Consider the following 15,693-nt stretch of genomic DNA (forward strand, 5'->3'; position numbering starts at 1 on the left):
TGCTGCGGGGTGGAGCAGTCTGGCAGCTCGTCGGGCTCATAACCCGAAGGTCGCAGGTTCAAATCCTGCCCCCGCTACCAGTTTCAGCCTTCTTCAATCTTGATTGTCGAAGGCGGAATCTGGGCTCGAAGAAACGTTTGCTTCCGTTTCTTCAACCGGAATCCAGTCACCGGATTCATACCGGACAAAGGGCCCAGTCGGGCCCTTTGTTGTTTCCGCAAAACGAAAAGTCCGGCTGGGTTTTTCCGTTATCACCATTACCGAAATCAAGGCAGGCTGTGAGCGACAAGGCTACTGAAATCGCGAATCTGCTGGGCCCCACCGTGCAGGCGCTGGGCCTGGATCTGCTGGGCGCCGAGTATCTGCCGGCGCCGGGCGGCGCAACGCTGCGCCTGTACATCGACGTGCCGCTGGCCGAGCAGCCCGAGCGCGTGGTCAACATCGACGACTGCGAGCGGGTGAGCCGCGAGGTGTCCGCGCAGCTGGACGTCGAGGATCCGATCAGCGGCAACTACACGCTGGAAGTGTCCTCGCCGGGCGTGGACCGCCCGCTGTTCACGCTGGAGCAGTTCGAACGGCACCTGGGCGAGTCGGCCAAGGTCGGCCTGAAGCTGCCGCAGGAGAACCGCCGCCGACTGCAGGGCGAGATCGCCGCGGTGGACGCGGTCGCCGGCACCGTGACCTTCACCGTCGATGGCAGGCCGTTCGTGGCCGCCTTCGACAACATCGACAAGGCGCGCATCATTCCGGACTGGGCCGCGCTCGGCCTTGCTCCGACCAAACCGACCGGTCCGGCCCCCAAGCAGGGTGGCGCGGCCAAGAACAAATCCAATAACGAAACCGCGGCCCGCAAGCCGCGCGCGGAGTAAGCCGATGAGCAAGGAACTTCTGCTGGTAGTCGACGCGGTCGCCAATGAGAAAGGCGTGCCGCGCGAAGTGATCTTCGATGCGATCGAGGCCGCGCTCGCCTCGGCGGCAAAGAAGCGCTATGTGGACCAGGACGTGCTGGCGCGCGTGGCGATCGACCACAAGGACGGCAGCTACGAGACCTTCCGCCGCTGGGAGGTCGTGGCCGACGACGTGGTGATGGAATCGCCGGACCGCCAGATCCGCATGATGGACGCGATCGACGAGGCCGATGGCGTCGAGATCGGCGACTACATCGAAGAGCAGATCGAGAACCCCGACTTTGGTCGCATCGCCGCGCAGGCCGCCAAGCAGGTGATCGTGCAGCGCGTGCGCGAGGCCGAGCGCCAGCAGGTCGTGGACGCGTGGAAGGATCGCGTCGGCGAACTGGTGACCGGGGTGGTCAAGCGCGCCGAGCGCGGCAACATCTACGTCGACCTGGGCGGCAACGCCGAGGCCTTCATCCCGAAGGACAAGGGCATTCCGCGCGACGTGCTGCGCGCAGGCGACCGCGTGCGCGGTTACCTGGCCGAAGTGCGTTCGGAGCCGCGTGGCCCGCAGCTGTTCATCAGCCGCGCCGCGCCGGAATTCATGATCGAGCTGTTCAAGCTGGAAGTGCCGGAAGTCGGCCAGGGCCTGGTCGAGATCAAGGCCTGCGCCCGCGATCCGGGCGACCGCGCCAAGATCGCGGTCATTGCCCACGACAGCCGCACCGATCCGATCGGTGCCTGCATCGGCATGCGCGGTTCGCGCGTGCAGGCCGTGAGCAACGAGCTCAACGGCGAGCGCGTGGACATCGTGCTGTGGAACGAGAACCCGGCCAATTTCGTCATCAATGCGATGGCGCCGGCCGAAGTGCAGTCCATCATCGTCGATGAGGAAAAGCACTCGATGGATCTGGCCGTGGCCGAAGAGCGCCTGGCCCAGGCCATCGGCAAGGGCGGCCAGAACGTGCGCCTGGCCAGCCGCCTTACCGGCTGGCAGCTCAACGTGATGACCCAGGACCAGGTCGCCGCCAAGTCGGAGGCCGAGCAGGCCGTCGCCCGCCAGCTGTTCATGGACAAGCTGGAAGTGGACGAGGAAATCGCCGGCATCCTGGTCAGCGAGGGCTTCAGCACCGTCGAGGAAATCGCCTACGTGCCGATCGGCGAACTGCTGGCGGTGGAAGGCTTCGATGAGGACATCGTCGAGGAACTGCGCGCCCGCGCCCGCGATGCGCTGCTGAACGAAGCGCTGGCAGTGGAAGAGGGCGCCGAGGAAGGCGTGCCGGCCGAAGACCTGCTGGCGTTGCCGGGCATGGACGAGGCAACGGCCTATGCGCTGGCCGGCAACGGCGTGCGCACGAGTGAGGATCTGTCGGACCTGGCTGCCGACGAGATCCTGGAGTTCGGCATCGAAGGCATGGACCTGGAACGCGCAGCGGCGCTGGTCCTGGCCGCCCGCGCCGAGGAGATCGCCCGTCTGGAGCGCGGCGAATGAGCCAGCGATGAACAGTGCCCTGAGCCGCTCAGGGCGTAGACTCCGCGCTGCCTTCGTCCGTATCGAGGGGGCGCCAACAAGATCATAGGATCCGAATGTCGCAGCAAACCACCATCCGCAAGCTCGCCCAACTGGTCAATACGCCGGTGGAGAAACTGCTGGAACAGCTGGCCCAGGCCGGCATGAAGTTCAGCGGTCCCGACCAGGTCGTGACCAGCGCCGAGAAAGTGAAGCTGCTCGGTTTCCTTCGCCGTTCCCACGGCAAGGACGAGCCGGTCGCCGACGAGGCTGACGCCGCGCCGAAGAAGATCACCCTGAGCCGCCGTACGCAGCAGGAAGTGACCGTCAATGCCGGTCGCAGCAAGACCACGGTCAATGTCGAGGTGCGCCAGAAGCGCACCTACGTCAAGCCGGCTGCCGGCGCGCCGATGGATGCGGATGCCGAGCGCGCCGAGATCCTGCGCAAGCTCGAGGAGTCGCGCCAGCGCAACCTCGACGAGCAGCGCATGCTGGCCGAGAAGGACCGTGCGCGCGACGAGGAGATCGTGGCGCGCCAGAAGGCGGCCGAAGATGCCGAGCGCGAGCGCGCGGAGGCTGAGCGCCAGGCTGCGGAGGATGCCGCCAAGGCGGCCGAAGCGGCCAAGGCCGCGCCTGCGGCGCCGGCCGTCAGGCAGCCGATCATCGAGACGCTGACGCCGCGTCCTGCGCGCACCACCTCGACCACGCCGCGCCCCGCGGCGCCGGCACCTGCGCGCGACGATCGCGGCAGCGCGCATGCCAAGCCGGGCAACAAGTCGTCCCGTGGCGGCCAGTCGGAAGACGAGGGTGGCAAGCGCTTCGGCGGCCAGCTGCACCTGTCGCCGTCCGACCGCGCCCGCCGCGGCAACAACAGCAATTCGCGCGGCCGCCCCGGCGCGCGCGCGCCGCAGGGTCGTCGCGGCAACGAGCAGTCGCGCGGCGGTGGCGGCAGTCACGGCTTCGAGCGTCCGACCGCGCCGGTGGTGCGCGAGGTCGCCATCGGCGACACCATCACCGTGGCCGATCTGGCGCAGAAGCTGGCGCTGAAGGGCGGCGAGGTGGTCAAGGCGTTGTTCAAGATGGGCGTGATGGCCACCATCACCCAGTCCATCGACCACGACACCGCCGCGCTGGTGACCGAGGAACTCGGCCACAAGGTGGTGCGTGCCGGCAACAACGATGCCGAAGACGCGCTGCTGGCCATCACCGATGCCGATCACGGCGACGCCGTGCCGCGTCCGCCGGTGGTCACCATCATGGGCCACGTCGACCACGGCAAGACCTCGCTGCTGGACTACATCCGCCGCACCAAGGTCGCCAACGGCGAGGCCGGCGGCATCACCCAGCACATCGGCGCGTACCACGTGGAAACGCCGAAGGGCGTGATCAGCTTCCTCGACACCCCGGGCCACGCCGCGTTCACCTCGATGCGCGCCCGCGGCGCGCAGCTGACCGACGTGGTGGTGGTGGTGGTGGCGGCCGACGACGGCGTCATGCCGCAGACCAAGGAAGCCATCCAGCACGCCCGCGCGGCCAATGCGCCGATCGTGGTGGCGATCAACAAGATCGACAAGTCCACCGCCGATCCGATGCGGGTCAAGAACGAACTGCTCGCCGAGCAGGTCGTGGCCGAGGATTTCGGTGGCGACACGCAGATGGTGGAAATCTCGGCCAAGACCGGCCTGGGCATCGACGACCTGCTGGATGCGATTTCGCTGCAGGCCGAAGTGCTGGAGCTGAAGGCCGTGGCCGAAGGCCGCGCCGCCGGCGTGGTCATCGAATCGGCGCTGGACAAGGGCCGTGGCCCGGTTGCGACGGTGCTGGTGCAGCAGGGTCAGCTCAAGAAGGGCGACTACCTGGTGTGCGGCATCCAGTACGGCCGCGTGCGTGCGCTGTTCGACGAGACCGGCCGGCAGGTTGCCGAGGCCGGCCCGTCCATCCCGGTGCAGGTGCTGGGCCTGTCCGGCGTGCCGGATGCCGGCGACGACTTCGTCGTGGTCGAGGACGAGCGCCTGGCCAAGGACGTCGCGCAGCAGCGCGAAACCAAGCGTCGCGAGTCGCGCCTGGTCGCCACGGCGGGCAGCCGCATGGAAGACATCATGGCGCAGATGGGCAAGGGCGAAGGCCAGCAGGTGCTGAACCTGCTGATCAAGGCCGACGTCCAGGGCTCGGTGCAGGCGCTGAGCCAGTCGCTGGTGGGGCTGTCCAACGACGAGATCCGGATCAACGTGATCCATTCCGGCGTCGGCGGCATCACCGAATCCGACGCCAACTCGGCGGTAGCTTCCAAGGCCACGGTCATCGGCTTCAACGTGCGTGCGGACGCTTCGGCCCGCCGCATCATCGAATCCAATGGCGTGGACCTGCGTTACTTCTCGATCATCTATGACGTGATCGACCAGGTGAAGCAGGTGGCTTCGGGCCTGCTGGGCGTGGAGATCCGCGAAGAGATCATCGGCATCGCCGAGGTCCGCGACGTGTTCCGCAGTTCCAAGTTCGGCGCGGTCGCCGGCTGCATGGTGGTCGAGGGCGTGGTCAAGCGGAACAAGCCGATCCGCGTGCTGCGCGACAGCGTGGTGGTGTTCGAGGGCGAACTGGAATCGCTGCGCCGCTTCAAGGAAAACGTCGAGGAAGTCCGCAACGGTACCGAGTGCGGTATCGGCGTGAAGGCCTACAACGACGTCAAGGCCGGCGACCAGATCGAATGCTTCGAGCGCATCGAAGTGCCGCGCACCCTGTAACAACGCAGTACCGGCCGGCCCGCGCGATGCGGGCCGGCCGTGCTTTCCCCCGCAGCAATCAGACGAGCGACAATCCGTGCCCAAGACCTTCCACCGTACCGACCGAGTTTCCGCGCAGATCCGCCGCGATCTGGGCACGCTGGTGCATGCCGCCGTGCGCGAGCACGGGCTGCCATCGGTCAGCGTTTCGGACGTGGAAGTCACCCGCGACATGGCCCATGCCAAGGTGTTCGTCACCGCGCTGATGCCGGAGCGTTCGGTCGAGGCGGTCAAGGGCCTGCGCGAGCTGGCCGGCGAGCTGCGCATGGCCCTGGCCCGTGCGATGAAGCTGCGCCATGTGCCGGAGCTGCATTTCCATTACGACGATTCGGTGGATCGCGGCGAGCGCATCGACAACCTGCTGCGCGATCTGCCGGATACGCTGGCGGCGCAGGCTGGCAGCGAAGCCGACGACGAGTAAGTCCGGCCCGGCGTTGCGCCGGCCATTTCTGCTGGGCATCCTCCGTTCCTGTACGACACCCACCGCTTCCGGTCCGACCGGCGGCGGGGTGCCGGTTTCCTCCTGTTCCCGCCGGCATGCGGACGACCGCGCCGGTCCGACAAGGGTGTTGCATGCGTCCCCGTATCCAATTCCGCCGCCTGGACGGCATCGTCCTGCTCGACAAGCCTGCCGGCATGAGTTCCAACACCGCGCTGCAGGTGGCGCGGCGCCTGTTCAGGGCGGAGAAGGGCGGCCATACCGGCAGCCTCGATCCGCTGGCTACCGGCCTGCTGCCGCTGTGCTTCGGCGAGGCGACCAAGATCGCCGGGCTGCTGCTGGGCTCGGCCAAGGCCTACGATGCCGACATCGCGCTGGGCGCGACCACCGATACCGACGATGCCGACGGCGCGGTGCTGCTGCAGCGCCCCGTACCGGCCGTCGACGCGCAGGCGCTGCGGCAGGCGCTGGAGCCGTTGACCGGGCACATCCGCCAGCGCGCCCCGATCTACTCGGCGCTGAAGCAGGGCGGCGAGCCGCTGTATGTGAAGGCGCGTCGTGGCGAAGCCATCGAGGCACCGGAGCGGGATGTCCACGTGCAGTCCATCGAGGTGCTGGAGCAGCAGCCGGAGCGGCTGCGGCTGCGTGTGACCTGCGGTTCGGGAACCTATATCCGCAGCATCGCCCGCGACCTGGGCGAGCGGCTGGGCTGCGGTGCGCACATCACCGCGCTGCGCCGGCTGTGGGTGGAGCCGTTCCTGTCCCCGCGCATGATCGGCCTGGACGAACTGCGCGTCCTGGCCGAGGGCGGGGACGATGCGGCCCTGCTGGAATGGCTGCTGCCGCTGGAGGCGGGACTGAGCCATTTCGGCCGGGTCCAGCTGGACGCTGGTCGCGCGCAGCGCTTCTGCATGGGCCAGCGCCTGCGCGAGCCATCGTGGCCGCAGGGCCTGGTGGCGGTGTTCGCCGACGATGGCAGGGTGCTGGGACTGGGGCAGGTGGATGCGGCCGGAATGCTGGCGCCGCAACGCCGCTTCAATCTCTGAATGGCCGCTGTTTGCTGTCCGGAACCCAGTCGCGCCTTGTCGCGACAGGCGCGTATCGTTACAATTCTGCGGCCCTTTGCCGGGCACCGGTCCGCCGTCGGCGGTCCGCATTCCTTAAACGGCGAGCTGCGCGGTGCGTCATCAGCACGTTCCTGCCGGCCACGCATCCAGAGAAAACATCATGTCGATCGACACCCAGAAAGTTATTGAAGACAACAAGCGCGGCGCCAACGACACCGGTTCGCCGGAAGTCCAGGTCGCCCTGCTGACCGCCCGCATCGAGCAGCTGACCGAACACTTCAAGCTCCACAAGAAGGATCACCACAGCCGCCGCGGCCTGCTGCAGCTGGTCAATCGCCGCCGCAGCCTGCTCGACTACCTGAAGAAGAAGGACGTCGAGCGCTACAAGGGCCTGATCGAAAAGCTTGGCCTGCGTCGCTAAGCAGCAACCCCTCCGCGGCGCAGCGATGCGCCGCGGTTTTGTTTTTGCAGTTCAACAGCATTCCCGGGACCGGAACAACCGGCCGCCCGCTGGCGACAAGGGTCGCCGACGGTCCATTCGCAGACAGCATCCCCAAGGACACCCTCCGTGGCAAAAATCACCAAAACCTTCCAGTACGGCAAGCACACCGTCACGCTTGAGACCGGCGAAGTCGCCCGTCAGGCCAGCGGTGCCGTCATCGTCAAGATGGACGACACCGTACTGCTGGTCACCGCCGTCGCCGCCAAGAGTGCGCGCGAAGGCCAGGACTTCTTCCCGCTGACCGTTGATTACCAGGAGAAGTTCTACGCCGGCGGCCGTATCCCGGGTGGTTTCTTCAAGCGCGAAGGCCGTGCGACCGAGAAGGAAACCCTGATCTCGCGCCTGATCGACCGTCCGATCCGCCCGCTGTTCCCGGAAGACTACAAGAACGAAGTGCAGATCATCGCCACGGTGATGTCGCTGAACCCGGACGTGGACGGTGACATCCCGGCCCTGATCGGCGCTTCGGCTGCCCTGGCCCTGGCCGGTACCCCGTTCATGGGTCCGATCGGCGCCGCCAAGGTCGGCTACAAGAACGGCGAGTACATCCTGAACCCGACCGTCAGCGAACTGGCTGACTCGCAGCTGGAGCTGGTCGTCGCCGGTACCTCCAATGCCGTGCTGATGGTCGAATCCGAAGCCGCGCTGCTGTCCGAAGAAGTGATGCTGGGCGCCGTGACCTTCGGCCACCGCGAAATGCAGAAGGTCATCAACGCGATCAACGAGCTGACCGTCGAAGCCGGCACCAAGCCGTCGACCTGGGAAGCCCCGGCCAAGAACGACGCGCTGATCTCCGCCCTGAAGGAAGCCATCGGCCCGCGCCTGGGCGAAGCCTTCCAGGTGCGCGACAAGCTGCAGCGCCGCGACGCCATCTCGGCGATCAAGAAGGACGTGGTCGAAGCCCTGGCCGGCCGCGTGGCCGCCGAAGGCTGGAACCCGGCCGAGCTGTCGAAGGAATTCGGCGAGCTGGAATACCGCACCATGCGTGACTCGGTGCTGGACACCAAGGTCCGCATCGACGGCCGTGCGCTGGACACCGTCCGCCCGATCGCGGTGAAGACCGGCGTCCTGCCGCGTACCCACGGTTCCTCGCTGTTCACCCGCGGCGAAACCCAGGCCATCGTGACCATCACCCTGGGCACCGCCCGTGACGGCCAGGTCATCGACGCCGTTGCCGGTGAGTACAAGGAAAACTTCCTGTTCCATTACAACTTCCCCCCGTTCTCGGTGGGCGAGTGCGGCCGCATGATGGGCCCGAAGCGCCGCGAAATCGGCCACGGTCGCCTGGCCAAGCGTGGCGTGCTGGCTGTCATGCCGTCGCTGGAAGCCTTCCCGTACACCATCCGCGTCGTGTCGGAAATCACCGAGTCGAACGGTTCCTCGTCGATGGCCTCGGTCTGCGGCTCGTCGCTGGCCCTGATGGACGCCGGCGTGCCGGTGAAGGCGCCGGTGGCCGGTATCGCCATGGGCCTGGTCAAGGAAGGCGAGCGCTTCGTCGTCCTGTCCGACATCCTGGGTGACGAAGATCACCTGGGCGACATGGACTTCAAGGTGGCCGGTACCGCCGAGGGCATCTCCGCCCTGCAGATGGACATCAAGATCGAAGGCATCACCGAAGAGATCATGAAGCAGGCCCTGCAGCAGGCCAAGGCCGGCCGCCTGCACATCCTGGGTGAAATGGCCCACGGCCTGACCGCCCCGCGTTCGGAGCTGTCCGACTACGCACCGCGCCTGCTGACCATCAAGATCCACCCGGACAAGATCCGCGAAGTGATCGGCAAGGGTGGCTCGACCATCCAGGCCATCACCAAGGAAACCGGCACCCAGATCGACATCCAGGACGACGGCACCATCGTCATCGCGTCGGTCAATGCCATCGCTGCCCAGGCCGCCAAGGCCCGCATCGAGCAGATCACCTCGGACGTCGAGCCGGGCCGCATCTACGAAGGCAAGGTCGCCAAGATCATGGACTTCGGCGCGTTCGTCACCATCCTGCCGGGCAAGGACGGCCTGGTGCACGTCTCGCAGATCTCCAGCGAGCGCGTGGAGAAGGTCGGCGACAAGCTGAAGGAAGGCGACGTGGTCAAGGTCAAGGTGCTGGAAGTGGACAAGCAGGGCCGCATCCGCCTGTCGATGAAGGCCGTGGAAGAAGGCGAGGGCGTGTCGGCCGAATAAGCCGGACACCTCTGCTTGATATCGGGAAAGCGGGCCACTGGCCCGCTTTTCTTTTGGTGGTCTCGCAGCCGAGGGGCCGGTTCCGGACAACGGCGATGATGCTCCGCGGCGCTGGGCAGCGCCTGGCGGGGCTTGGCCGGTGAGGCTCCAGCGGGGCGTTGCCCCGCTCTACAGTGGAGGCGGACATGACGGCCTTGTAGTGCCGGGCAGCGCCCGGCATGCCTTTCCGGTAAGGCCCCCGCGGAGCGTCTGATCTTTGGGCCGCGGACAGGCGCTGGCGGGAATCGTGCCGTTGCTCCGCCCACGGCCATCGAGTTCCGGCCCCGACCTTCGCGCAGGGCCTTTTCCGCTGCACTGGCATGTCACTTCCCTACAGCCCTGGCGTTCCCGTCCCGTCAGCATGGAGATGAGCCGGTGGCAGGGGGAGGCAAGGAATGTGGCGATGGGCCAGCCAGCGCGCCGGGCTGTCATGGCGGCGACGGCGAGCCGCCGCACAGCCTTTGCTCGGCAAGGCTGCCGCGGCCTGTTTTCTCGCCGGCATCGGTGCGGCGTTGTGGATGCCGGCCCTGCCGCCTTCCTGGTTGCGTTGGATGCTGCTGTTGGCCGGGCTGGCGATCTGGGGAGCGGGGGCCAGGGTGTGGTGCGGGGCGCTGCTGGCCGGTGCCGGCTGGGCGTCCCTGCATGCCGGCTGGGTTCTGCAGGCGCAGCTGCCGCCGGCACTGGAACGCAGCGAAGCCGTCATCGTGGGTACCGTGGTGTCCCTGCCAGAGGCCGGGCCCAGGCGGACACGGTTCCGCTTCCGCGTCGATGATGCCGCGGCCCAGCCTGCCCCACTGCGTGGACGCCTGCTGCAACTGGCGTGGTACGACGATTTCGGAAGTACGCAGCCGGGGCCGCGGACGGAGGTGCATGCCGGTACGCGCTGGCAGTTGCAGGTGCGCCTGCGGGCGCCGCGGGGGCTTGCCAATCCGGGCGGCTTCGACGCCGGGCGCAATGCGCTGGCGCAGCGGATCACCGCCACTGGACTGGTCGTGAGCAAGGGCGGCAGGGCGCTGGCGATGCCGTCCGGAATCGATGCATGGCGCGAGGACATGGCCGGAAAGATCGACAGCGCCGTCGGCGCCTCATCCTCGCGCTATGTGCGGGCATTGGCGGTAGGCGACACCCGTGCGCTGGACGATGGCGACTGGCAGATGCTCCGGGCCACCGGCTTGACCCATCTGATCGCCATCTCCGGCTTCCATGTGGGCATGGTCGCCGGCTGCATCGCATTGGCCGCGGCCGGCTTATGGTGGTTGCTGCCCTGGCTGGGACGATGCTGCCCGCGTTCCCATGCCGCGGCCATCGCGGCCGTGCTCGGGGCCGCCGGCTATGCGGCGGTGGCCGGTTTCGCCCTGCCGACGGTGCGCACGGTGCTGATGGTCGCCGTGGTTGCGCTGGCGCGGCTGGGGCGTCGCCACGGCAGCGTTGGCGGCTCGCTGGCGCTGGCGGCTCTGGTCGTGCTGGCCTGGGATCCGTTGGCGATGCTGATGGCCGGGTTCTGGCTGAGTTTCGCCGGCGTGGCCTGGCTGGTCTGGTGCCTGCCCGAGCGCATGCACTGGCTGCGCGGTTTCCTTTCCGCGCAGGCGGTGGCGACGGTGGGGCTGCTGCCGTTCACCGCGGCGCTGTTCGACCAGGCTTCCCTGGCCGGGCCGCTCGCCAATCTGATCGCCATTCCATGGTGGAGCCTTGTGGTGGTGCCGCTGGCCGTGCTGGGCACCGGATTGGAAGCCGTGCTGCCAGGCGCCGGGACATGGCCGTGGCGCGCGTCGGCGTGGTGCTTCGACCTGAGCTGGCCGCCACTGTCGTGGCTGGGGAGCAGTCGTTTCGCGTTGTGGTGGTTGCCCGAGGCGCGGAGCGTGGCGGTGCCGCTCGCGCTTGCCGGCGCCGTGTGGCTGCTGCTGCCGGGCGGCATTCCCGGCAAGCGGCTGGCGCTGCTGCTCTGGTTGCCTCTGCTGTGGCCGGCCCGTGAGCTGCCCGGGCATGGCGAGGTGGAACTGGTACTGCTCGATGTGGGGCAGGGACTGTCGGTGCTGGTGCGCACCCGTGACCACCACCTGCTCTACGACGCAGGGCCGGCGGTGCGCGATGGCTTCGATGCGGGCGAGCGCGTGGTCGTGCCGGCGCTGCATGCCTTGGGGGTGGGCCGGCTCGATGCCGTGGTCGTCAGCCATGCCGACAACGACCATGCCGGAGGTGTGGGCGCGGTCCGCGCCGCCATGCCCGTGGACGACTGGCGCGGGCCACCGGGAATGCCGCTGCCTGCAGCCGGCGACAACCTGGCCGAGTGTGCGGCCGGCCGGCGCTGGCAATGGGACGGGGTCTGGTTCGAGTACCTGCACCCGCATGCTGGTTTTCCCTATCTGGGCAACGAGTCCAGCTGCGTGCTCCGGATAGCGACCCGCCATGGCGCGGCGCTGCTGACCGGAGACATCGGTCAGGTCATCGAGGAGGCATTGGTGCGGCGGCAACGGCCGTCGTTGCAGGCGGAGGTGGTGGTGGTGCCGCATCATGGCAGCGGCGGTTCCTCGTTGCCGATGTTCGTCGCGGCCACGCGCGCACGCCTGGTGCTGGTGTCGGCCGGTCATGGCAACCGGTTCGGCCATCCCAGGCCCGAAGTGGTCGAGCGCTGGCGTGGAGCCGGCGCCGAGGTACTGGCGACTCCCGCGAGTGGTGCGGTCAGGGTATGGCTGGGAGAGCGTGGCCTGCAGGTGCGCGAGCGCCGCAGCTGGCGTCGTCGCCTCTGGGATGCTGCTGGGCGGGCACGGGCGGCTGTTATCCTATCGGAGGACGAAAACACGGCCGCCGCGCCGGAGGGTTGAAACGTGTGGGAACTGGTCAAGGCCGGTGGTTGGCCGATGGTGCCGCTGCTGCTGCTGGGCGTGCTGGCGTTGGCGATCGTCCTGGAGCGCTTCTGGAGCCTGCGGCGTAACGAAGTGCTGCCACCGGGCCTGGGGCAGGAAGTCCGCAACTGGGCGGCGCGCGGCAAGCTGGATGCTTCCCACATCGAATCGCTGCGCGCGAATTCGCCGCTGGGCGCGCTGCTGGCCGCGGCGCTGGAAGCCCGCAATCGTCCGCGCGACCAGATCCGCGAGCGCATCGAGGACACCGGCCGGCATCTGGTGCATCGGATGGGGCGCTACCTCAATGCCCTGGGTACGATCGCCTCGGCTGGCCCGCTGCTCGGCCTGCTGGGCACGGTGATCGGAATGATCCAGATGTTCCTCGGCATCCTCGACCATGGCGTGGGCGATGTGAACCAGTTGGCCGGCGGCATCGGCAAGGCCCTGGTGTGTACCGCCACCGGCATGATCGTGGCGATCCCGGCGCTGATGTTCCACCGTTATTTCCGGGCGCGCGTCGATGGCTATGTGATCGAGATGGAACATGAAGCTGGCGCGCTGCTGGATACGCTCGATGGCCGCCCGGCGGTGATGGCCGCGGCCAAGCCGGCCCCGCAGGCCGCGGCTGTGGCCAAGGCCTGACTGCGCATGCGCATCCGTAACGACCGGGCCCAGGACGAACCGCATATCGATCTGGTGCCGCTGATCGACGTGATCCTGGTGCTGATCATCTTCTTCGTGATCACTACCACCTTCGACGCGCGCTCCACCCTGCAGGTGCAGCTGCCCACCGCCAGCGACCAGCGCAACGCCGAGCCGCCGCGCTCGCTCAGCGTGCTGGTCAATGCCGACGGCCGCTATTTCATCAATGACCAGGAAGTGCTGCGCACCGACGTGGAGTCGGTGAAGCGGACCATCATCCAGGTCGCCGGAGATGACCGCAGCCAGACCGTGCTGCTGCGCGCCGACGCGCGCACTCCTTACCAGGCCGTGGTGACGGTGCAGGATGCGCTGGGCCAGCTCGGCTTCCGCCGCATCGCCATCGCCACCGCGCCGGAGGCGCAGCAATGAGCGGGCACGCCACTCCTTGGCAGACATACCGGCGCCTGCTCGGGTTCGCCAAGCCCTACCGTGGATTGCTGATGGTGGCCGCGCTGGGCATGCTGATCGAAGCGCTGGCCGGTGGCGGCTTCCTCCTGCTGATGAGCCCCATCACCAACAACCTGGTGAATCCGGAGGACATCAATTGGTGGATGCCCATGGCGATCGTGGGCCTGTTCCTGCTGCGAGGAGTGGCGGGCTACCTGACCGACATCGGCATGGGCAAGGCCGCGCGCAGCATCGCCCGCGATCTGCGCGTGCAGGTGCTGGGCAAATACCTGCGCCTGCCCGGCCTGCAGTTCGATGCCGAGCCGGTGCCGTCGATGCTGGTGCGGCTGGGCTCGGACAGCGACCAGGTGGCACAGGCGGCCGTCGACGCGATGAAGGTGGTGTTGCAGCAGTCTCTGCAGGTGCTGGTCTCGCTGGCGACGATGCTGTGGTACAGCTGGCAGGTGACACTGGCCATCTTCGTGCTGGCGCCGCCGCTGGCCTGGGTGATGAACAAGGTCGCCAAGCGCTATCGCCGGATCAGCCATCGCATCCAGGAAAGTGGCGCCGAACTGCTGCAGGCTGCGGACCAGACGCTGTCCAGCCAGCAGGAAGTCAAGATCTACGGTGCGCAGCGCAGCGAACTGGAACGCTACGGCGCGTTGGCCGACACCAACCTGAAGCTGGCGATGAAGGTCGAGGCCACGCGCAGCATTTCCTCGGCGATGGTGCAGCTGATCGGCGCGGTCGGATTGGCGGCGCTGCTGCTGATCGCCGGCCATGAAGCGGCGGCTGGGCGTTTGTCCGTGGGGCATTTCGTCTCGATGATGCTGGCGATGATGACCGTCATCCCCGCGCTCAAGCAGCTCACCAACGTGCAGAACATGACCCAGCGCGGCATCGCCTCGGCGCAGCGCCTGTTCGTGGTGCTCGATGCGCAGGACGAGCCGGACAAGGGCACCCTCGAACTGCGGCGGGCCGAAGGACTGCTGGAGTTCCGCGACGTCACCGCACGCTATCCGGGGCAGGTGCGGCCGGCGATGGAGGGCATCAGCTTCGTCGCGCGCCCGGGCACGGTGACGGCGATCGTCGGCCGTTCGGGCAGCGGCAAGTCCACCCTGATCAAGCTGATCCCGCGCTTCTACGAGCCGGAGTCCGGGCAGATCCTGCTCGACGGCCGTCCCGTGCAGGATTACCGCCTGGCCGACCTGCGCCGGCAGATCGCGCTGGTCGGGCAGCAGGTGGTGCTGTTCGACGGCAGCATCGCCCAGAACATCGCCTACGGCGAACTGCTGGAAAGCAGCGCCGAACAGCTGGAACAAGCCATCGTGGGCGCCAACGCGCGCGAGTTCGTCGAACAATTGCCGCAGGGCATGGATGCGCAGGTCGGCGCCAAGGGCGGCCGGCTGTCCGGTGGCCAGCGCCAGCGCCTGGCGATCGCGCGGGCGATGCTCAAGGATGCGCCGATCCTGATCCTGGACGAAGCCACCGCGGCGCTGGACAACGAGTCCGAGCGCCTTGTGCAGGATGCGCTGCAGAGGCTGATGCCGGACCGCACCACGCTGGTCATCGCGCACCGCCTGTCCACCATCGAACATGCCGACCAGGTGCTGGTGATGGACCAGGGGCGGATCGTCGAGCGCGGCACGCACCAGGAACTGCTGGCGCTGGGCGGCCTGTACGAACATCTCTACCGCATGCAGTTCCGGGAAAGGCAGGTCTGATGGCCGGCAAGGGAACGCAGACGCCGGCATGGTGGTATGACGGCGCCCCGGTGCCGTGGACGGCCCGCCTGCTGGCGCCGTTGTACGGCGCCGTCGCCGGGCTTCGTCGGGGCCTGTACCGCCGTGGTTGGCTGCGCCGCCGCCAGGTGCCGGTGCCGGTGATCGTGGTCGGCAACATCACCGCCGGCGGCACCGGCAAGACGCCGTTGACCATCGAGCTGGTGGAGCGCCTGCGCGCGGCGGGCTGGAAGCCGGGCGTGGCCAGCCGCGGTTATGGTCGCGACGATGCCGGCAGCGCCCGCTGGATCACGCCGGACCTGGCGCCGGGGCTGGGCGGCGACGAGCCGGTGCTTATCGCCTGGAAGACCGGCGTGCCGGTGCGCGTGGACCGGGATCGCGTCGCCGCGGCCAAGGCATTGCATGCGGCCGGCTGCGACGTGGTGGTCTGCGACGACGGGCTGCAGCATTACCGGTTGGCGCGCGACATCGAGATCGAAGTGGTCGATGCGCAGCGGCGTTACGGCAACGGCCGGCTGATGCCGGCCGGCCCGCTGCGCGCGCCGGTGGCGCGGGCCCGCGCCGGGGGTTTGCGGGGGGTCAACCACGGGCCGGCCCGCGCCCCCGCACAGGCG

The 15,693-nt window shown here is 68.0% G+C and carries 11 protein-coding genes, 1 tRNA gene and 1 pseudogene; all 13 read left to right on the top strand.

Features of this window, described 5'->3' with window-relative positions:
- The first annotated feature begins 3 nt into the window (after positions 1-3).
- Positions 4-80, top strand: a tRNA-Met gene (locus QMX80_RS01035).
- A 198-nt stretch (positions 81-278) separates the two neighbouring features.
- Positions 279-869, top strand: a complete 591-nt coding sequence (gene rimP, locus QMX80_RS01040) for a ribosome maturation factor RimP (RefSeq protein ID WP_282274662.1) — start codon at positions 279-281, stop codon at positions 867-869.
- A 4-nt stretch (positions 870-873) separates the two neighbouring features.
- Positions 874-2,385: a transcription termination factor NusA gene (gene nusA / locus QMX80_RS01045; RefSeq protein ID WP_055769755.1), complete on the top strand. Its 1,512-nt coding sequence runs from the start codon at positions 874-876 to the stop codon at positions 2,383-2,385.
- A 95-nt stretch (positions 2,386-2,480) separates the two neighbouring features.
- On the top strand, positions 2,481-5,144 hold the full coding sequence (gene infB / locus QMX80_RS01050; protein WP_282274663.1) for a translation initiation factor IF-2: 2,664 nt from the start codon (positions 2,481-2,483) through the stop codon (positions 5,142-5,144).
- 76 nt (positions 5,145-5,220) lie between these two features.
- The gene (gene rbfA / locus QMX80_RS01055) at positions 5,221-5,604 is read left to right on the top strand and encodes a 30S ribosome-binding factor RbfA (protein ID WP_055769752.1); all 384 of its coding nucleotides are present in this window, start codon (positions 5,221-5,223) and stop codon (positions 5,602-5,604) included.
- Between the two features lie 152 nt (positions 5,605-5,756).
- Positions 5,757-6,668 carry a tRNA pseudouridine(55) synthase TruB gene (gene truB, locus QMX80_RS01060; RefSeq protein ID WP_282274668.1) on the top strand — a complete coding sequence of 304 codons (912 nt, stop codon included), beginning with the start codon at positions 5,757-5,759 and terminating at the stop codon, positions 6,666-6,668.
- 181 nt (positions 6,669-6,849) lie between these two features.
- Positions 6,850-7,110 (top strand): 30S ribosomal protein S15, encoded by a 261-nt coding sequence (gene rpsO / locus QMX80_RS01065; protein WP_055769748.1) that lies wholly within the window; start codon positions 6,850-6,852, stop codon positions 7,108-7,110.
- A gap of 147 nt (positions 7,111-7,257) precedes the next feature.
- Positions 7,258-9,366 (top strand): polyribonucleotide nucleotidyltransferase, encoded by a 2,109-nt coding sequence (gene pnp, locus QMX80_RS01070; RefSeq protein WP_055769746.1) that lies wholly within the window; start codon positions 7,258-7,260, stop codon positions 9,364-9,366.
- A 434-nt stretch (positions 9,367-9,800) separates the two neighbouring features.
- Positions 9,801-12,337 (top strand): annotated as a pseudogene (locus QMX80_RS01075) (DNA internalization-related competence protein ComEC/Rec2).
- Entirely contained in the window at positions 12,231-12,890 is a 660-nt protein-coding gene (locus QMX80_RS01080; protein ID WP_056930785.1) for a MotA/TolQ/ExbB proton channel family protein, read from the top strand. Before QMX80_RS01075 ends, QMX80_RS01080 begins: the two are co-directional and overlap by 107 nt.
- A gap of 6 nt (positions 12,891-12,896) precedes the next feature.
- Positions 12,897-13,319: a biopolymer transporter ExbD gene (locus QMX80_RS01085; RefSeq protein WP_055769743.1), complete on the top strand. Its 423-nt coding sequence runs from the start codon at positions 12,897-12,899 to the stop codon at positions 13,317-13,319.
- The gene (msbA, locus tag QMX80_RS01090) at positions 13,316-15,061 is read left to right on the top strand and encodes a lipid A export permease/ATP-binding protein MsbA (RefSeq protein WP_273080004.1); all 1,746 of its coding nucleotides are present in this window, start codon (positions 13,316-13,318) and stop codon (positions 15,059-15,061) included. The genes QMX80_RS01085 and msbA overlap by 4 nt, the downstream gene beginning before the upstream one ends.
- Positions 15,061-15,693 (top strand): tetraacyldisaccharide 4'-kinase (lpxK, locus tag QMX80_RS01095; protein WP_282274679.1); only part of this gene is annotated, 633 nt, incomplete at its 3' end. The genes msbA and lpxK, both read left to right, overlap by 1 nt.

The sequence above is a fragment of the Stenotrophomonas sp. PS02297 genome, assembly GCF_029959705.1.
Lineage (GTDB): Bacteria > Pseudomonadota > Gammaproteobacteria > Xanthomonadales > Xanthomonadaceae > Stenotrophomonas > Stenotrophomonas nitritireducens.